General features: G+C 48.7%; 13 protein-coding genes, 8 tRNA genes, 3 rRNA genes and 1 riboswitch. Of the genes, 23 read left to right on the forward strand and 1 reads right to left on the reverse strand.

The features are described 5' to 3' along the window. The first annotated feature begins 160 nt into the window (after positions 1 to 160). The 3 genes from T456_RS0104235 to T456_RS0104245 all read left to right on the forward strand — a co-directional run bounded on the left by T456_RS0104235 (position 161) and on the right by T456_RS0104245 (position 3,556). Positions 161 to 610 carry a hypothetical protein gene (locus tag T456_RS0104235; RefSeq protein WP_155838019.1) on the forward strand — a complete coding sequence of 150 codons (450 nt, stop codon included), beginning with the start codon at positions 161 to 163 and terminating at the stop codon, positions 608 to 610. Further along, positions 611 to 2,200: a M23 family metallopeptidase gene (locus T456_RS0104240; protein ID WP_024865068.1), complete on the forward strand. Its 1,590-nt coding sequence runs from the start codon at positions 611 to 613 to the stop codon at positions 2,198 to 2,200. It begins immediately after the preceding gene. A gap of 63 nt (positions 2,201 to 2,263) precedes the next feature. Beyond that, complete coding sequence (locus T456_RS0104245; protein ID WP_024865069.1) at positions 2,264 to 3,556, forward strand: UDP-N-acetylglucosamine 1-carboxyvinyltransferase; 1,293 nt, start codon at positions 2,264 to 2,266, stop codon at positions 3,554 to 3,556. A 95-nt stretch (positions 3,557 to 3,651) separates the two neighbouring features. On the opposite strand, the gene T456_RS0104250 is transcribed toward T456_RS0104245, so the two are convergent. Then, complete coding sequence (locus T456_RS0104250; protein WP_024865070.1) at positions 3,652 to 4,737, reverse strand: HD-GYP domain-containing protein; 1,086 nt, start codon at positions 4,735 to 4,737, stop codon at positions 3,652 to 3,654. A 117-nt stretch (positions 4,738 to 4,854) separates the two neighbouring features. Then, positions 4,855 to 4,972: riboswitch (FMN riboswitch) on the forward strand. A 157-nt stretch (positions 4,973 to 5,129) separates the two neighbouring features. On the opposite strand from T456_RS0104250, the gene T456_RS0104255 reads away from it, so the two are divergent. The 20 genes from T456_RS0104255 (at position 5,130) to T456_RS0104350 (ending at position 19,323) form a co-directional block, all read left to right on the forward strand. Continuing rightward, positions 5,130 to 5,921 (forward strand): ECF transporter S component, encoded by a 792-nt coding sequence (locus T456_RS0104255; protein ID WP_024865071.1) that lies wholly within the window; start codon positions 5,130 to 5,132, stop codon positions 5,919 to 5,921. Between the two features lie 154 nt (positions 5,922 to 6,075). Continuing rightward, positions 6,076 to 6,513, forward strand: coding sequence for a tRNA (adenosine(37)-N6)-threonylcarbamoyltransferase complex ATPase subunit type 1 TsaE (tsaE, locus tag T456_RS0104260; protein WP_035801183.1), 438 nt, complete (start codon positions 6,076 to 6,078; stop codon positions 6,511 to 6,513). 9 nt (positions 6,514 to 6,522) lie between these two features. Then, entirely contained in the window at positions 6,523 to 7,761 is a 1,239-nt protein-coding gene (gene tsaB / locus T456_RS21860) for a tRNA (adenosine(37)-N6)-threonylcarbamoyltransferase complex dimerization subunit type 1 TsaB (protein ID WP_024865073.1), read from the forward strand. A 3-nt stretch (positions 7,762 to 7,764) separates the two neighbouring features. Further along, positions 7,765 to 8,691 (forward strand): ribonuclease Z, encoded by a 927-nt coding sequence (locus T456_RS0104270; protein ID WP_024865074.1) that lies wholly within the window; start codon positions 7,765 to 7,767, stop codon positions 8,689 to 8,691. A gap of 27 nt (positions 8,692 to 8,718) precedes the next feature. Beyond that, positions 8,719 to 9,303 (forward strand): DUF6715 family protein, encoded by a 585-nt coding sequence (locus tag T456_RS21040; RefSeq protein WP_024865075.1) that lies wholly within the window; start codon positions 8,719 to 8,721, stop codon positions 9,301 to 9,303. 3 nt (positions 9,304 to 9,306) lie between these two features. Further along, positions 9,307 to 10,191, forward strand: coding sequence for a ChbG/HpnK family deacetylase (locus T456_RS0104280; protein ID WP_024865076.1), 885 nt, complete (start codon positions 9,307 to 9,309; stop codon positions 10,189 to 10,191). Between the two features lie 53 nt (positions 10,192 to 10,244). Then, positions 10,245 to 11,339 (forward strand): tRNA (adenosine(37)-N6)-threonylcarbamoyltransferase complex transferase subunit TsaD, encoded by a 1,095-nt coding sequence (gene tsaD / locus T456_RS0104285; RefSeq protein WP_051464979.1) that lies wholly within the window; start codon positions 10,245 to 10,247, stop codon positions 11,337 to 11,339. Between the two features lie 16 nt (positions 11,340 to 11,355). Then, positions 11,356 to 12,069 (forward strand): 2-C-methyl-D-erythritol 4-phosphate cytidylyltransferase, encoded by a 714-nt coding sequence (gene ispD, locus T456_RS0104290; protein ID WP_024865078.1) that lies wholly within the window; start codon positions 11,356 to 11,358, stop codon positions 12,067 to 12,069. 22 nt (positions 12,070 to 12,091) lie between these two features. Beyond that, positions 12,092 to 13,165 (forward strand): glycosyltransferase family 4 protein, encoded by a 1,074-nt coding sequence (locus tag T456_RS0104295; RefSeq protein WP_024865079.1) that lies wholly within the window; start codon positions 12,092 to 12,094, stop codon positions 13,163 to 13,165. Between the two features lie 135 nt (positions 13,166 to 13,300). Continuing rightward, a tRNA-Ser gene (locus T456_RS0104300) sits at positions 13,301 to 13,386 on the forward strand. 55 nt (positions 13,387 to 13,441) lie between these two features. Continuing rightward, a tRNA-Ser gene (locus T456_RS0104305) sits at positions 13,442 to 13,530 on the forward strand. A 165-nt stretch (positions 13,531 to 13,695) separates the two neighbouring features. Further along, positions 13,696 to 15,240: ribosomal RNA gene (locus T456_RS0104310) — 16S ribosomal RNA — on the forward strand. A 65-nt stretch (positions 15,241 to 15,305) separates the two neighbouring features. Beyond that, positions 15,306 to 15,423, forward strand: a 5S ribosomal RNA gene (gene rrf, locus T456_RS0104315). Positions 15,424 to 15,440: 17 nt separating this feature from the next. Then, positions 15,441 to 15,514: transfer RNA gene (locus tag T456_RS0104320), tRNA-Ile, on the forward strand. Between the two features lie 74 nt (positions 15,515 to 15,588). Then, positions 15,589 to 15,661, forward strand: a tRNA-Ala gene (locus tag T456_RS0104325). A 235-nt stretch (positions 15,662 to 15,896) separates the two neighbouring features. Then, positions 15,897 to 18,763: ribosomal RNA gene (locus T456_RS0104330) — 23S ribosomal RNA — on the forward strand. Together the 16S, 23S and 5S rRNA genes with 8 tRNA genes alongside form the textbook arrangement of a ribosomal RNA operon. Positions 18,764 to 18,836: 73 nt before the next feature. Next, positions 18,837 to 18,909, forward strand: a tRNA-Asn gene (locus T456_RS0104335). A 128-nt stretch (positions 18,910 to 19,037) separates the two neighbouring features. Continuing rightward, positions 19,038 to 19,109: transfer RNA gene (locus T456_RS0104340), tRNA-Glu, on the forward strand. 7 nt (positions 19,110 to 19,116) lie between these two features. After that, a tRNA-Ile gene (locus T456_RS0104345) sits at positions 19,117 to 19,190 on the forward strand. 60 nt (positions 19,191 to 19,250) lie between these two features. After that, positions 19,251 to 19,323 (forward strand) — tRNA-Val (locus T456_RS0104350). Positions 19,324 to 19,339: the final 16 nt, after the last annotated feature.

The following is a 19,339-nucleotide window of genomic DNA, read 5'->3' on the forward strand; positions in this document are numbered from 1 at the left end:
TACAAGACAATTATGAACAAAATATGAACACACGGTGAACAAATAGTAAAAGTAACCAATAAAATTTGATAAAGCAATAAAATCTTGTCTATTTTGCATAACAGATGCTAAGCTATAGTGTATGTGAGTGTAAGGAGAATAGGATATGTTGGGAGGGAAAATGATGGACAGTTTTATGGACAAGCTTGCAGAAAAGGTAAGTGCTTCTGATATAATAAGGGCCAATGCCCAGGCGGAAGCTGCCGAGACTGAGAGACTTCGCCAGGAGGCAGAGCAGTTCAGGACACAGCTTGAACAGCTCAAGGAGAGCGAGAAAGAGCACAGAGCGATCATAGAGGAGACTAGAGATTCCCTTAACAGTCGTATGGATGACAATGAATCCAAGATCCACGACGTGGGAGTTCAGGTATACAGAAACGTACAGGCAATTGTCGAAAAGAGCCGGGAAAAGAGTGAGGAGGGCTTCAAGGAGCTTGACAACAGACTTGAGACACTGCAGTATGCAGTTGAGAGCAAGAACAAGGCGGTAACTCCCCTTGTTGTCATCACGCTGCTCATAGCGCTCTCTGATCTGGTATTCAATATTCTTAGATTTTTAGGTGTTATTTAAATGGGTTTTGGTAATACGGTATTTCGCAACAAGATAAAAATATGGTTTCTTCAATCTGCACTGGTGGTAATTGTATTATGGATACTGCTGATGCCAAGCTTTGTTAAGTTTGAAAAGGGCGAAGACAACATCTTTACGGTAAAACTGAATGACAAGGTGGTTGGGATAACAGCCACCAAGGATGAGGCATACGAGGCATACAGAGCTGCCAGACGCGCCATAGCCGGAGACAATGATGAACTTGTTTTGGCCAGGGCGGATCTTAATATAGAGGGCAGCAACGTTCTCTTTGGAGAGGTGAATTCTGTAGGAAGCGTTGCCCGTAATATGACAGGGATCCTTAGGGACAATGAGAGGAGTACCCTTAACAGGGCATATTCCATTAAGATAAACCAGTACTCGGTTAATCTTGCAAACCTCAACGAAGTGATGGCTCTTTTGAACACCGCCATCTCCAATTTCGATTCATCCAATCTCTACGATGCCAAGCTGGTGCTTGATACAGACAGAGAGGTTAATGTTCTTACCCCTCAGGTCCTTAGCAGAGAAGAGGTTAAGAAGGAAGAGGAAAAGGCTGCTGTCAGTCTTCCTTTGGCAGGATTTCAGCAGGACCTTACAAGCTGGGCGGACGAAGCCAAGCCACTTGCTTATGACAAGGACTTCTCCGACTACAAGCTGGGCCTTATGAACATGGACTTTGCCGACAAGGTGGAGATTGTGGAGAGCTACCTGCCTGACAGTGAGCTTACAGATATCAACACAGCCATTGATGATGTGACCAAGGACAAGGAGACCAACCAGATCTACGAGGTTCAGTCCGGAGATACCCTTGGATCCATCGCTCTTAAGTTCGGACTTACCGTTGATGACCTGGTGGCCATGAACGAGAACCTTGAAAGTGAGAGAACCACTATCAGAGTTCAGGATAACCTTATCGTTACGGTTCCCGAGCCTGAGCTTTCGGTCAAGTATGTGATAGAGCAGTACTATGAAGAGGACTATGAGGCTGAGGTACAGTACGTGGATAACGACTCCTGGTACACCACCCAGACCAAGGTCCTTCAGGAGCCTTCCGCAGGTCACCGTAAGGTTGTAGCTCTGGTTACCTACCTCGATAACAGTGAGGAGTCCAGAGAGATCGAGAAGGAAGAGATCACTTACAAGGCAGTTCCAAAGATTGTAGAGAGAGGTACCATTGTACCTCCTACATATATCAAACCTATTTCGGGAGGAAGACTCAGTTCCGGCTTCGGAAGAAGAACTGCGCCCAAGAAAGGTGCCAGCACCTATCATAAGGGTGTTGACTGGGCCACACCTGTGGGAACTTCTGTTGTGGCATCTTCTTCGGGAACGGTTACAAGAGCCGGATGGGGAAGCGGATACGGTTACTGTGTATATATCCGTCATCCCGATGGCAAGGAGACCCGCTACGGACACCTTTCCAAGGTTCTGGTTTCCGTTGGCCAGTCTGTATCCCAGGGACAGAGGATTGCGCTTTCCGGAAACACCGGTGTATCCACCGGACCGCACCTGCATTTTGAGATCCTTGTGGGCGGAAGTCAGGTGAACCCGCTAAACTACCTGAATTAACGGGCGGTTTTACAAATAGAGGTTAATGTGGTATAACTTATATTTGTTCAAAGGGAAAAATATATGGAAAAATACGTTATAAAAGGCGGAACACCTCTGGTGGGCGAGGTTGAGATAGGCGGTGCCAAGAACGCTGCACTGGCCATTCTTGCTGCAGCCACCATGTCAGATGAGACTGTATTTATAGATAACATGCCGGATGCCTCCGACACCAATGCAATGCTTCAGGCTATTGCCAGCAACGGAGCTTTTGTAGAGAGGGTCAGCAGACATTCAGTTAAGATAAATGCCTCTCAGATCCGCAATTTTACATTTGAAAATGAATTTATCAAGAAGATAAGGGCTTCATATTATCTTTTGGGAGCAACCCTCGGCAAGCACAAAAGTGCCGGTGTTGTTCTTCCGGGAGGATGTGAGATCGGCCTTCGTCCCATCGACCAGCATATCAAGGGCTTTACCGCTCTTGGTGCTACTTTAAACACTGAGCACGGCATTATCTATGCCAATGCTGACAAGCTTGTGGGAGCCCACATTTACCTTGATGTTGTAAGCGTTGGTGCCACCATCAATATCATGATGGCAGCAGCTATGGCAGAGGGTAAGACCATAATCGAGAATGCGGCCAAGGAGCCTCATGTAGTAGATATAGCCAACTTCCTTAACAGCATGGGAGCCAATGTAAAGGGCGCAGGTACTGATGTAATCCGTATCCGCGGCGTTGAGCATCTTCATGGAACGGAATATACCATCATTCCGGATCAGATAGAGGCAGGTACCTTTATGATGGCAGCAGCTGCCACAAAGGGTGATGTCACCATCAAGAATGTGATCCCCAAGCACCTTGAGTCCATCAGCGCCAAGCTTGTGGAGATGGGATGCCAGATCCATGAGTCTGATGATGAGGTAAGGGTTGTAGCTACCAAGAGACTTCAGAACACTCACGTTAAGACTCTTCCTTATCCGGGATATCCCACAGATATGCAGCCTCAGATCACCACAGCTCTGGGACTGGCCAGTGGAGTCAGCATCGTGACGGAGAGTATCTTCGAGAACAGATTCAAGTATGTTGACGAGCTTACCAGAATGGGGGCCAGCATCAAGGTAGAAGGCAGCACCGCGATCATCGAAGGTGTTGACAAGTACACCGGTGCAACGGTTTCAGCTCCGGACCTGCGAGCCGGAGCAGCGCTGGTTATCGCAGCACTTACTGCCGAAGGCTTCTCAACTGTTGAAGATATCAAGTACATCGAGAGAGGCTATGAGGATTTTGAAGTGAAGCTTCGTGAACTTGGAGCCTGTATCGAGAAGGTCAATGACGACAAGGAAGTACAGAAGTTCAAACTTAAGAACGCATAAAACAAAGCCATGACATGATTAAGTGCCATGGCTTTTTAATTGTTTTCCGATTGCTTTCTGGTTCCGGTCATTCTGCGCAGGTCATCAGGTACCGGTCAAATAATTTCCTGGATATATACTCCCGGGCATTTGCTAAGATCGATATAGTCGTTTTCCACCTTGATGGTGGGACGGGAGAGGTGAGAGCTGTTTATAAAGATGATCTCTCCGACTTCTCCTGTGTTGAGTCTGACCGTGTTGAGCAGATATGTATTTACTATGTTGTGAAGGAAGGCCATGATCATCTCCGGATCGTATTTTTGGAAGCCTTCATCCTCAAACATTGATATCGCTATAAACGGGCACAGGGGACCGCGGTAGTAGCGGGCACTGGTCATGGCATCGTAAACATCGGCGATGGCCACGGCCTTTGCAAATTTATCTATCTGGGGTCCGCGAAGATTCATGGGGTATCCTGTTCCGTCACATCTTTCGTGGTGCATGAGAGCGGCATTTCTTACATGACTGCTGACGTTTAAATCCTTCATGGCATCATACCCCTTCTGGGGATGAGTCTTAACGAGGGAATATTCGTCATCTGTAAGCTGCCCGTGCTTTGTGATTATGCTGCCGGGGATAAGGAGTTTGCCGACATCATGGAAAAGACCTGCCTGAGTAGCCAGTTCTATTTCAGAGGAACTCCACCGAAGCCACTGAGCCAGGATGTTAGTGATAAGAGCAACATTGATACAGTGGGTATAGGTGGCATCATCATAGACCCTCAGGTTGTGGAGCATATCGAAAATGTTGGATGCAGTGCGTCCGTTCCCCAAAAGTGCATAGATGGGAGTCATCATCTCATCCAGATCCAGTTCTTTATTGTGCTCCAATATATCCTTTATGCTGTGCTCAAACTTGTTGGCACACTCCTCGAAATCTTTTTTAAAATCCTTGAAATCCTGTGATTGCTTAAGACGCTCAGAATAAGTAAGACCTGCATCTGCGGGCCTTTCGTATTCCGGTGTTTCCGCCGGATCATCCTCAACGAGGACATCTATTATAGAGTAGAAGGCAAGTCTGGCTATATCCTTCTGAGTAAGAACCGTTCCGCCGTCCATGAGCTTGATCCTTTTGTCGTAGGTATATACGTCGTTTGTAAGGATCATGCCCGGAATCAGCTGTTTTGTGAGTACTTTTTTCATGGAATCCTCATAAATGCTGGATTGGCGCTCTTTAATTAATTATAATTTCGTTAAATATTGTTGTCAAACTCGTGCTTGACAGACGGGTGGACCGGTAATAATATGATTGTATAAAATTTAATTCTTCGGGGCAGGGTGAGATTCCCAACCGGCGGTACAGTCCGCGACCCACATATGTGGCTGATTTGGTGAGATTCCAAAACCGACAGTAAAGTCTGGATGAGAGAAGAAGTGAAGAGCATCTGCCGAGGTTCTCTTGAAGGATGCTGAAATGTCATTTCCGATTTATGAAGGCTCTTTTGCATAAGCGGCGATGACGTCCAAGGATTTCCCACTTAATCTCTCCTTCATAATCAAAATTACATAACCCGATGAGAAAGAAGGAGAAAAACATGAAAGAGAAACAGTCACTGATCCAGGTAATTTCCAACAATGCAGGGCACTTTATTGCGCTGCTCCTCCTCATTGCCGTCGCTTTTGCGATCACAGGCTTTGCGGAGAAGAGAGCAAGAAAGCGTGAGATCGAGGCCGGCGCCAGAGTAGAAGATGTTTTCAGCATCAGAAAGATAGCCATCATCGGAGTATTCTCAGCAATATCCTTTGTGCTTATGCTCTTTGAGTTCCCGCTTCCTTTCGCACCTGCATTCTACAAGTTTGATTTCAGCGATATCCCCGCTCTTATCGGTGGATTTGCAGCAGGTCCTCTTGTAGGCGTTATGATCGAGTTTATCAAGGTGCTTCTTAACGTGGTCATCCAGGGAACCACAACAGGTTTTGTAGGAGAGATCGCGAACTTTGTGGTTGGAGCAGCCTTCGTTGTTCCCGCAACCGTTATCTACAGATTTAAGAAGACAAGGAACACAGCACTTATCAGCTGCCTTGTAGGTACTCTTTGCATCGCATTCGTAGGAGCTACCCTCAACGCATTCTTCCTGCTTCCCGCATACGCAGTACTTTTCGGAAGCGGCGTAGATTCTTTTATCGCAGCAGGAACAGCAATCAACCCTGCAGTAACAAACCTGTTCACCTTCTGTGCTCTTTGCGTAGCACCCTTCAACCTTGTTAAGGGCGTAGCAGACAGCGCAATCACCTTCCTTGTTTACAAGCAGCTCAGCCCCGTGCTTAAGGCTGATGGCTTCCGCGGCATTCGCAAGAAGGCAGCAACTCAGGAAGCAGATGCATAATTAAGAGTTTCCCTAACATTTCAAAAGCGTAGATTATATTAAGAAAACAGCAGCCATTTCGGTTCAGCCCCGATATGGCTGTTGTTTTTTGTAGCAGGCGGCTATAATGTGGTAATATATATTCGGATAAGAATGAGTGAATGGAGATAAGACTATGGAGATTGTCACCAGACATGAAACTAACAGCCCGGAGGAAACCTTCGAGCTGGGAAAGAGAATAGGCGAAAGCGCTGTGCCGGGTATGGTCTACACACTCATAGGAGACCTGGGAGTTGGCAAGACTGTCCTGACCCAGGGCGTTGCTGCGGGACTTGGCATAAAAGGGCCGGTCAGCAGTCCCACCTTCACCATTTTGCAGGTGTATGATGAGGGACGTATCCCCTTCTACCATTTCGATGTCTACAGAATAGGCGATATCAGCGAGATGGATGAGATCGGATATGAGGACTATTTCTACGGAGACGGAGTCTGCTTTGTGGAGTGGGCAAATCTCATAGAAGAGCTTCTGCCCGAGCATTACACACAGATAGTGATTGAGAAGAACCTGGAGAAGGGCTTCGATTACAGACTTATAACCATGACAAAACGATAAGGCAATCATATGAGAATATTAGCGATAGATACTTCGGGACTTGTGGGAACAGTAGCTGTCTCTGACGGCGACATGCTTCTTGCGCAGTTCTCGATTCAATACAAAACTACACATTCAGAGATACTGATGCCAATGATGGAGGACATCAGGAAGAAGGTCAACCTGGATCTCTCCACCATTGATGCCATAGCTGTGGCTAAGGGCCCCGGCTCTTTTACCGGACTTCGTATAGGAAGTGCAACGGCAAAGGGACTGGCACTGGCTCTTGATAAGCCCATCATTCCCATCCCTACACTGGATGGACTGGCCTACAACCTCTACGGCAATGAGAAGATCATCTGCCCTATGATGGATGCCAGAAGGAATCAGGTCTATACAGGAATCTACACCTTCGTTCCGGTGGTCAGTGAAGAGAAGAACCTGGAGCGCAGCTTTGACATGCAGACGATCTGCGGCCAGTGCGCCGTTTCAGTGGGAGAGATAATAGAAAAGCTCAACAGCATCGGCAAACCCGCCATTCTTCTCGGAGACGGGGTTCCCGTTTATCATGACATTCTGGAGAAGGAACTTAAGGTTCCCTATTCCATTGCGCCTCTTCATCAGAGCAGGCAGAGTGCGGCAGCTCTTTTGGCACTGGCGAAGGTTTATGTCCGGGATGGCATAACCGTCAGCGCAGATGAGTTTGCACCCGAGTATCTTCGTCTTTCCCAGGCTGAAAGAGAAGCCAGGGAGAAGGGCGAGGGCAAAGACGAGCAGACCGCCAAAGAAAAGGCAAGGCGCAGGATGGAAGTTCACAGCACTCCCGGTATGGTCAGGATCAGGGAGATGACAGCCGAGGATATCGAGGATGCGGCAAAGCTTGAGAAGACCAATCTGGGAAAAGAGGCATGGACAGCAGGCCAGCTTCTTGAGGCCATGACAAGGGATGACACCGTTTATCTGGTATCGGAGATGGCCGGCAGGATCGTGGGACTGTGCGGTGTAAGAAACGTATCCGGAGACGGCGAAGTCACAAACGTGTCCGTTTCGGGAGATGTCCGCAGAAACGGAACGGCCTACAAGATGGTGAAGCAGCTCCTTGAGAGGGGCCGCGGCATAGGCATTGAGAATTATACTTTAGAGGTCCGTGCTTCAAATGCACCTGCAATAGGGCTTTATGAGAAGCTTGGATTTAAGAACGAAGGCATAAGACCCGGGTTCTACGACGACCCCAAGGATGATGCCGCAATCTACTGGAAAAGGAATTAATTTATGATAGATGTTTGCTTACTTGGAACCGGCGGAATGATGCCGCTTCCAAACAGATATCTCACATCACTTCTGGTGAGATATAACGGAAAGTGCGTGCTGATCGACTGCGGCGAGGCCACCCAGATTGCAATGAAGCGCAGGGGCCACAGCGCAAAGCCCATCGACGTGATGTGCTTTACCCATTACCATGCGGACCACATCAGCGGACTTCCGGGAATGCTGCTCACCATGGGCAACGCTGAGAGAACAGAGCCGCTTTTGATGGTGGGGCCAAGAGGCCTTGAAAAGGTGGTCAACAGCTTAAGAGTCATCGCTCCGGAGCTGCCCTTTGAGATCCGTTTCAAGGAACTTAAGGAAGATGAAGAATCTTTTACCATGGAAGGAATGCCTGACTTTACCATCACAGCCTTCAGGGTCAATCACAACGTGACCTGCTACGGCTATTCAATGTCCTTAAGGCGTCAGGGCAAGTTCAATGTGGAAGCTGCAACCGCTGCCGGAATTGACAGAAATTACTGGGGAATCCTCCAAAGAGGAGAGACCGTTGTTGATGAGAGCGGAAGGACCCTTACACCGGACATGGTGCTGGGACAGGAGCGCAAGGGCATCAAGCTTACTTACGTTACTGATTCAAGACCTACCGACAGCATAGTAAAAAACGCCAAGGACTCGGATCTTTTTATCTGCGAAGGTATGTACGGCGAGGAGGACAAGATTGCCAAGGCCAGAGAGAACAAGCATATGACCTTCTACGAGGCCGCAAGGATGGCAAGGGACGCCGGGGTAAAAGTGATGTGGCTTACTCACTACAGTCCTTCACTGGTAAATCCAATGGAGTTTTTGCCTGAGACCAGGAAGATATTTGAAAATACCATAGCGGCCAAGGATGGCCGAAATGTGGAACTTAAATTTACAGACGAGAAGTAAGCGCCATGCTGCGCGGAAAGAGGGGATATGGAAAAAGGCAGTACCGGTTCGGCAATAGTCAAATCAATTATTCTGGTGGTGCTTGGCGCCATTATTGTATTGGGGCTGTATCTTTTGTTTACCAGAAACCACAAGACTCCTACGGAGGAAACCTATAATCTTACCGTGGTGGACGAGATCACCACAACCAATCTTGAAAAGGATTATCCTGCCAGTGCAAGAAAGGTCGTTGAGCTCTATGCCCGCACAATGCAGGTTCTTTACAAAGAGGAGTACTCCGATGAGCAGGAAAACAAGATGATCGATATCCTGATGGGGATCATGGATGACGAGCTTCTTACCAACAATCTGAACTTTGCCTCAAGCATAAAGTCTGAGGTTGCAGGCAGAAAAGCTGAGGACTACTCGATTTCCAACTATGTAATGACTCAGGCCAGAGAACCTGAAGAGATAAATGTTGACGGAAGAATGATGTGCACCGTTGAGTGCCTGTTCTCCTTAAGGCACGGTTCCAACGGCACCAGTGCCAACTACTATGAATTTATAATGCGCCGGGACGTGGCTACCGGTAACTGGAAAATCCTGGGATGGACCCTGAAAGCTGAGGAATAAGAATTGATAGAATTTCACGCAGACGACTACGGACTCTTACCGGTCCAGAGCCGTCATATTATAGACTGCTATTATAACGGAGCACTGAATGGCATAAGCATCATGCCCAACAGCCCGTATCTTAAAGAGTGTATGGACGCCATTTCCGATATCAAAAAGGACCTGGCCATCACCGTGCACCTTAATTTCGTTGCGGGACAGCCCCTCACCGGTAAGAAAGCCCGGAAACTCATTGATAAGGACGGAAACTTCAACATCGGTTTTGTGAAGCTCCTTCTGATAAGCTACCTCCCCGTTGTGAGGGTTAGCTACTCAAAGCAGATCCGAAGGGAGATAAGAGCACAGCTTCAGGCCTGCGCCCCATATATGAACGACGGCGTCTTCAGAATCGACGGACACGTGCACTACCACATGCTTCCCATTGTCTTTGATGCGCTGATGGCAGAGCTGCGGCTCCTTGATGTTCCGGTTTCCTACATCAGATTCCCCAAGGAGGAACTTTCCATATACCGGAAATCCTTTGAGTTTATCAGGGATATTAAACCTATAAATGTCGTGAAGAGCCTTGTTCTCAATGCTCTGGTCAAAAGAAACATCAAAAAGCACGAGAGGGCACTGGAGAATCTGAAGCTTGAGAAGAGTCTTTTCATGGGTATCATGCTCTCAGGGCATATGTTCTACAACAATGTAAAAGAGTGCCTACCCTACGCCGAGGATCTGGCAAGGGAAAAGGGCATAGAGAATATTGAGCTGTTGTTCCACCCCGGCGACGTTTCCGAGGAAGATGAGATTTTCCGGCTGACGGCGAAGTCGGACATTGATTTCCTGAGTGAGAACAGCCATAACAGGGAAAAAGAGGCAGAGGCTCTTATAGAGTTTGGCAGATAAGGATTTACGATATGCAGATTGATAAGAATGTAGAAGAAGATGGCGTGATCTTCATGTCCATCAAGGAAGGCACAGAGGATGTAAACCGCGAGAGCGCAGGTAAGGATGATGTTACTATCCTTGCCATAGAAAGCTCCTGCGATGAGACAGCGGCAGCAGTTGTCAGAAACGGCCGCGAAGTTCTCTCCAACATCATTTCATCTCAGATAGCGCTCCATACCATATATGGAGGAGTTGTTCCGGAGATTGCCTCCAGAAAACATGTGGAAAAAATGAATGGCTGTATCAGAGCAGCTCTGGATGAAGCGAAGGTTACCCTGGATGACATCGATGCCGTGGCAGTTACCTATGGCCCCGGTCTTGTCGGTGCACTTTTAGTGGGCGTTTCTGAGGCTAAAGCTATCTCTTTTGCCAAGAATAAGCCACTTATAGGCGTTCATCACATTGAGGGCCATATCAGCGCCAATTTCATCGAGAACAAGGACCTTGAGCCGCCTTTCGTATGCCTTGTGGTATCCGGAGGACACTCTCATCTTGTGGTGGTGAAGGACTACGGCGAGTATGAGATCATTGGCCAGACCAGAGATGATGCGGCAGGAGAAGCCTTCGATAAGGTGGCAAGAGCGATAGGTCTTGGCTATCCCGGCGGTCCCAAGATGGATGCCGCCGCTAAAAACGGCAATCCCGATGCGTTTACCTTCCCCCAGGCCAGGATACCCGGGGCTGAGTATGATTTCTCTTTTTCAGGACTTAAGTCTGCGGTCCTGAATCTCATCAATCAGGCCAGAATGCAGGGACAGGAGCTTGATCAGGCTGATGTTGCTGCTTCCTTCCAGAAGGCTGTCACCGAAGTGCTGGTGGGACATGCCATCAAAGCCTGCAGGGAATTTGGCTATGACAAGCTGGCAATTGCCGGAGGTGTTGCCTCCAATTCAGGACTTCGTGCACTCATGGAAAAAGAGTGTGCGGCTAATAATATCAAATACTACAGGCCTTCACCGGTTCTTTGCACAGACAATGCTGCAATGATCGGCGCTGCGGCCTACTATGAATATATGAAGGGCGTGCGTTTCGGCCTTGATATGAATGCGGTTCCAAACCTTCCTCTGGGGGACAGAGAACGAAGATACCACGGAAGGAATTCATAAATTTCAGGAGGCGTGTATGAAGACAGTAGCAGTTGTGCTGGCTGCGGGAAGCGGCAGCAGGATGAAATCCGATGTTAAGAAGCAGTACCTGGATCTGGGCGGGAAGCCGCTCATTTACTACTCAATAAAGGCCTTTGAAGAGAGCATCGTGGACGACATTGTTGTGGTGGTCTCAAGAGGCGACGTGGATTATGTAAAGAAAGAGATTGTGGAGAAGTATGGTTTTGACAAGGTCACAGCTGTTGTTGAGGGCGGTATGGCCAGATATCACAGCGTGCGCCTGGGACTTATGGCAGCAGCCGCAGATTGTGACTATGCCTTTATCCATGATGGTGCGAGACCTTTCATCGACAGGGATATCATCATGAGGGCTCTTGATGCGGTGAAGACGCATAAAGCTTGTGTTGTCGGAATGCCGGCCAAGGATACTGTCAAGATTGCAGACGATAAGGGATTTGCAGATAATACACCTGACAGGGATAAGGTTTGGGTGGTCCAGACTCCGCAGGTCTTTTCCTATGGCATGATCCTTGACCTTTATAAGAGACTGGACAGAGAAGAGGGAGACCTTATGGCCAAAGGCATCAACATCACCGATGATGCCATGGTTGTTGAATACTATACTGATACCAGGGTTAAGCTGGTTGAGGGCTCCTACGATAACATCAAGATAACCACACCGGAAGACATTGCGGTGGCACAGGCTATTCTTGACAGAAGAAAGAGATAATTAAGGAGACAGCTCTTTTCCCATGGGAGATAAGATAAAAGTGCTGATGGTAGGACCGGACAGGTCCGTACACGGCGGAATTTCGGCAATGGTAAACAGCTATTATGAGGCCGGCCTCGGAAACGAGGTCGACCTTAAGTATATTGGGACAATGAGGGAAGGCAGCAAGGTTAAAAAGCTGTTTGTTGCCATCGGAGCTTATCTTGAGTTTGCGTCTTTGGTATCTTCTTTTGATGTGGTTCACGTGAATGCCGCTTCGGATCGCAGCTTCATGAGGAAGTCCTATTTCATAAGATGTGCCAAAAGGCACGGTAAGAAGGTGGTACTGCACCAGCATGGTGGCGATTTCAAGAACTATTACGAGAACCAGATAAGTGATAAAAGACGAAGCTATTTTCGGGAGATCCTGGATATGGCTGATGTTATGCTGGTTCTGACATCTTCCTGGAAGGAATACTTTGGAAAACTGACAAGGGCTGATAAGATAATTGTTTTTCCCAACGGTGTTAAGACTGCCGGATATGAAGCCGATAATATTGATGTGACCTTTGAAAAGAAGGATCTTAATAAGCTCCTGTTCCTTGGCAGGATATGTGCCGATAAGGGAATTGACGAGCTGATCAAGGCAGTGTCTGAACTTCATGATACAAATCCCCGGATAAGACTGTATTTGGGCGGCATTTATGAAGAGGAACGCTACAAAAGAATAATAGAGGAATGTCCTTTTGCGGAGTATCTGGGCTGGATCTCCGGGAAAGAGAAGGACAGGTATCTTGAGGAATGCGGCGTCTATGTGCTGCCTTCCTATTATGAGGGACTGCCTGTGTCCATACTTGAGGCAATGCTTCACGGATGCGTCGTTGTATCGACTAAAGTAGGCGGAATACCTGAGATCATCAACAATGGTAAAGAGGGATACCTGGTGGAACCTAAGGATGCGGATGTTCTTAGGGAAGCTATCAAAAAAGCGGTGGAAGATAAGGCATTTGGAAAAGAGCTTGCTACAAATGCCAGAAAGCGAGTGCTGGAGCAGTTTTCAATAGAAAAATCAGTGGTGTCATTAGTACGGATTTACAAAGATTTGGTCACGCAATAAAAATTTACAAAAAAAGTTGAAAAACATGCTTGACACTTAGCCCCCACTTTGATAGTATAGATTTTGCGCTGCGCGAGATGCGGCAAGCACTTCGGCAGAGCGATATATGATCTGAGATACAGTTTCAGATGACTCGGAGCGATATCGAAGCGGTCATAACGAGGCGGTCTTGAAAACCGTTTGGCGGCAACGCCACAAGGGTTCGAATCCCTTTCGCTCCGCTTAATTATGAACACGCTGTTGTTAATAACATACTAATTATTAGTCAACTATTTTGCAGAAGTACTCAAGTGGTTGAAGAGACACCCCTGGAAAGGGTGCAGGTCGTTAATAGCGGCGCGAGGGTTCAAATCCCTCCTTCTGCGTTGCCTTACGCAATCAGTAAGGATCATAATTACAGCACCTTGACAAATAAACAGTAATGCAACCCTGAAAAATTCCAAGAGAATAATTCAGAAATGTAACAAACCAAAGTAATAACGGACAGAACAAAAAGCCAAGCTTAAAGTTCTGAACAGAATCAAACTTTTAAACGTGAGAGTTCGATCCTGGCTCAGGATGAACGCTGGCGGCGTGCCTAACACATGCAAGTCGAACGGAGATTAGACGCTGACGAGACTTCGGTCAAATCTTGTTTAATCTTAGTGGCGGACGGGTGAGTAACGCGTGGGCAACCTGCCTCATACTGGGGGATAGCAGTTGGAAACGACTGATAATACCGCATAAGCGCACAGAGTCGCATGACTCAGTGTGAAAAACTCCGGTAGTATGAGATGGGCCCGCGTCAGATTAGCTAGTTGGTAAGGTAACGGCTTACCAAGGCGACGATCTGTAGCCGGACTGAGAGGTCGGACGGCCACATTGGGACTGAGACACGGCCCAAACTCCTACGGGAGGCAGCAGTGGGGGATATTGCACAATGGAGGAAACTCTGATGCAGCGACGCCGCGTGAGTGAAGAAGTATTTCGGTATGTAAAGCTCTATCAGCAGGGAAGAAAGACTCGCAAGAGAGATGACGGTACCTGACTAAGAAGCCCCGGCTAACTACGTGCCAGCAGCCGCGGTAATACGTAGGGGGCAAGCGTTATCCGGATTTACTGGGTGTAAAGGGAGCGCAGACGGTTATGCAAGTCTGAAGTGAAACCCCACGGCTCAACCGTGGGCTTGCTTTGGAAACTGTATAACTAGAGTACTGGAGAGGTAAGCGGAATTCCTAGTGTAGCGGTGAAATGCGTAGATATTAGGAGGAACATCGGTGGCGAAGGCGGCTTACTGGACAGCAACTGACGTTGAGGCTCGAAGGCGTGGGGAGCAAACAGGATTAGATACCCTGGTAGTCCACGCGGTAAACGATGAATACTAGGTGTTGGGAACCATAGGTTTTCAGTGCCGTCGCTAACGCAGTAAGTATTCCACCTGGGGAGTACGTTCGCAAGAATGAAACTCAAAGGAATTGACGGGGACCCGCACAAGCGGTGGAGCATGTGGTTTAATTCGAAGCAACGCGAAGAACCTTACCAGATCTTGAGATCCAGATGAATGAGAGGTAATGCTTTCAGTCCTTCGGGACATCTGAGACAGGTGGTGCATGGTTGTCGTCAGCTCGTGTCGTGAGATGTTGGGTTAAGTCCCGCAACGAGCGCAACCCTTGTCCATAGTAGCCAGCAGTAAGATGGGAACTCTATGGAGACTGCCAGGGATAACCTGGAGGAAGGTGGGGATGACGTCAAATCATCATGCCCCTTATGATCTGGGCCACACACGTGCTACAATGTCGTAACAAAGGGAAGCGACCCTGCGAAGGTGAGCAAATCCCAAAAATAACGACCCAGTTCGGACTGTAGGCTGCAACCCGCCTGCACGAAGCTGGAATCGCTAGTAATCGCAGATCAGCATGCTGCGGTGAATACGTTCCCGGGTCTTGTACACACCGCCCGTCACACCATGGGAGTCGGAAATGCCCGAAGCCGGTGACTTAACCGTAAGGAGAGAGCCGTCGAAGGCAGGTCGGATAACTGGGGTGAAGTCGTAACAAGGTAGCCGTAGGAGAACCTGCGGCTGGATCACCTCCTTTCTAAGGAAAAGGAATGAAGTAGGGAGTTGTATTACTGTTTAGATGTCGAGGGACATCAAGAAATTTCCGGTGGCGATGCGCTTTGGGGTAACACCCGTTCCCATCCCGAACACGACGGTTAAGACCAAAGCGGCCGAAAGTACTATACTGGCAACGGTATGGGAGGATAGGTGGCTGCCGGATTTAAAAAAGATTAGTGCGGGCTTATAGCTCAGCCGGTTAGAGCGCACGCCTGATAAGCGTGAGGTCGGTGGTTCGAGTCCACTTAAGCCCACTTAAGTAACCTTTCGTCATAGGGGAAAGGCCCACTTAAGCCCACTTTAATACAAAACACTAATCAAGCACCGTGGGGGTGTAGCTCAGTTGGGAGAGCACCTGCCTTGCAAGCAGGGGGTCAAGAGTTCGAATCTCTCCATCTCCACTCGCCAGCGAAGCTGGCATTTGTACCTTGAAAACCGAATACTGAAATGAAAGATTTTTTAATCAGAAGATAATCCAAGATTAACTACGATTAAGAATCGACATCGAAGATCCAGAATTAACAATGATCGTAAGATCAAAAATTCGTTTCATTTATGTAACGCTATACAGAAATGAAACACGAGAACAGAAAGTTATCGAAAGATAATGGACAGTTTCTATATTGCTTAGTAAATGGTTAAGCTATATAGGGCGCAGGGCGGATGCCTTGGCACTAAGAGCCGATGAAAGACGTGATAAGCTGCGAAAAGCTGCGGGGAGCTGCAAATAAGCTATGAGCCGCAGATATCTGAATGGGGCAACCCGGCGGAGAAGACCTCCGTCATCCTTAACTGAATCCATAGGTTAAGGAAGGGAACCCGGTGAACTGAAACATCTAAGTAGCCGGAGGAAGAGAAAACAAAAGTGATTCCGTAAGTAGCGGCGAGCGAACGCGGAAGAGCCCAAACCAGGGAGCTTGCTCCTTGGGGTTCGGACTGCAGGATCTATGGAGTCGTCTAGTAGAAGCTGCAAGGAAAGGCAGCGGCAGAGAGGGTGAAACCCCCGTATACGAAAGATGACGAAGCGAGGCAGTATCCAGAGTAGGACGAGACACGTGAAACCTTGTCTGAAAGAGCGGGGACCACCCCGTAAGGCTAAATACTACTTAGTGACCGATAGCGAAACAGTACCGTGAGGGAAAGGTGAAAAGTACCCCGGGAGGGGAGTGAAAGAGAACCTGAAACCCTGTGCCTGCAAGCTGCGAAAGCCCCATATGAGGGTGATCGCGTACTTTTTGTAGAACGGTCCGGCGAGTTATGTATGGAGGCGAGGTTAAGCACTTAAGGTGAATAGCCGAAGGGAGACCAAGTCTGAAGAGGGCGTCAAGTCTTTATACATAGACCCGAAACCGGGTGATCTATCCATGGACAGGATGAAGCGGCCGTAAAAGGCTGTGGAGGTCCGAACACACATCCGTTGAAAAGGGTGGTGATGAGCTGTGGATAGGGGAGAAATTCCAATCGAACTCGGAGATAGCTGGTTCTCCCCGAAATAGCTTTAGGGCTAGCCCTGTATCATTCCTTTTGGAGGTAGAGCACTGAATATCCGCGGGGGCTTCACCGCTTACCAAAGATTATCAAACTCCGAATGCCAGTAAGGATAAGAACAGGAGTCAGACTGCACGAGATAAGTTGGGCAGTCAAAAGGGAAAGAGCCCAGATCCACGGCTAAGGTCCCAAAGTACGTGTTAAGTGGAAAAGGATGTGGGATTTCATAGACAGCTAGGATGTTGGCTCAGAAGCAGCCACACATTCAAAGAGTGCGTAATAGCTCACTAGCCGAGAGGTCCTGCGCCGAAAATTACCGGGGCTGAAACACGACACCGAAGCCTGGGGATCGGTATTATCTACGGGTAATGCTGATCGGTAGGGGAGCATTCTAAAGGGCGAAGAAACCGTACCGAAAGGAGCGGCGGAGCGTTTAGAAGAGAGAATGCCGGAATGAGTAGCGAGATGGAGGTGAGAATCCTCCAGGCCGAATATCCAAGGATTCCAGGGTAAAGCTGATCTGCCCTGGGGAAGTCGGGACCTAAGGCGAGGCCGTAAGGCGTAGTCGATGGACAGCAGGTTGATATTCCTGCACTTATGCATATCAGAACTGTGGGGACGCAGGCAAAAGGAGTGAGCCGGGAAAGGAAAGCCCGGTCCCGCAAGGGGGAGCGAACTATTAGTAGCGAAGCACTAGATATGACTGCCAAGAAAAGCCACTATTGCGTATGTATAACCCGTACCGTAAACCGACACAGGTGGATGAGGAGAGAATCCTAAGGCCGACGGGAGAAGCATTGTTAAGGAACTCGGCAAAATGTCCCCGTAACTTCGGGATAAGGGGAGCCCACCTAAGACGTGGGCCGCAGAGAAGAGGCTCAAGCAACTGTTTAGCAAAAACACAGGTCTATGCGAAACCGAAAGGTGAAGTATATGGGCTGACGCCTGCCCGGTGCTGGAAGGTTAAGAGGAGAGGTTAGCGCAAGCGAAGCTTTGAATTTAAGCCCCAGTAAACGGCGGCCGTAACTATAACGGTCCTAAGGTAGCGAAATTCCTTGTCGGGTAAGTTCCGACCCGCACGAAAGGCGTAATGATTTGAGCACTGTCTCGGCAATGCACCCGGTGAAATTGAAGTACCAGTGAAGATGCTGGTTACCCGCGCCAGGACGGAAAGACCCCATGGAGCTTTACTCCAGGTTGATACTGGGAGCCGGTATTGTATGTACAGGATAGGTGGGAGACTAAGAAGCTGTGACGTCAGTTGCAGTGGAGTCGCTGTTGGGATACCACCCTTATGATGCTGGTTTTCTAACCAAGGATCCTGAATCGGGTCCGGGGACAATGTCTGCCGGGGAGTTTGACTGGGGCGGTCGCCTCCGAAAGGGTATCGGAGGCGCTCAAAGGTTCCTTCAGAATGGACGGAAACCATTCGCAGAGTGCAAAGGCATAAGGGAGCCTGACTGTGACACCGACGGGTGGAACAGATACGAAAGTAGGACTTAGTGATCCGGTGGTATGAAAGTGGGATTGCCATCGCTCAACGGATAAAAGCTACCCTGGGGATAACAGGCTTATCACTCCCAAGAGTTCACATCGACGGAGTGGTTTGGCACCTCGATGTCGGCTCATCGCATCCTGGGGCTGTAGCAGGTCCCAAGGGTTGGGCTGTTCGCCCATTAAAGCGGTACGCGAGCTGGGTTCAGAACGTCGTGAGACAGTTCGGTCCCTATCCGGCGCGGGCGTAGGATATCTGAGAGGAGCTGTCCTTAGTACGAGAGGACCGGGATGGACGGACCGCTGGTGTATCAGCTGCACCGCCAGGTGCATAAGGCTGGGTAGCCACGTCCGGAAGGGATAAACGCTGAAGGCATCTAAGCGTGAAGCCCCCCTCAAGATGAGATATCCCTCCTTTATGGAGTAAGACCCCTTGGAGAGTACGAGGTTAGATAGGCACAAGGTGTAAGCACGGTAACGTGTTCAGCTGATGTGTACTAATAGGTCGAGGGCTTATCCAATAAAAGCAAAGGTTAGAGACGGATCTAAGAGATTTCAGTGTTCGGTTTTGAAGGTACAAATATTTTTGTATAATCCTCCTTAGCTCAGTCGGTAGAGCATTCGGCTGTTAACCGAAGTGTCGTTGGTTCGAGTCCGACAGGGGGAGCGATAGTACTTGGCGAGGTTTTTAACGAGCCTAGTACGTAGCCTGGATGGCCACTTGGCGAGGTCCTTTCGAGCCTAGTGGAGCAGCCAGAGCTAGAGAAATAACGGCAGCAAGACTGCACAGCATTTGGCTCCGTGGTCAAGCGGTCAAGACATCGCCCTTTCACGGCGGTAACACGAGTTCGATTCTCGTCGGAGTCATTTATCAGGAGCTTTAGCTCAGTTGGTTAGAGCAACCGGCTCATAACCGGTCGGTCCCGGGTTCAAGTCCCTGAAGCTCCACTATGGTTTTTTGATTTTAAAATATTAAAGAACCGCGTAATTCCAGCATTTTTACAACAAGGGGTCTTAGCTCAGCTGGGAGAGCATCTGCCTTACAAGCAGAGGGTCACAGGTTCGAGCCCTGTAGGCCCCACTAACGCGATATGTAT

The organism is Butyrivibrio sp. FCS014 (assembly GCF_000526935.1).
Lineage (GTDB): Bacteria > Bacillota > Clostridia > Lachnospirales > Lachnospiraceae > Butyrivibrio.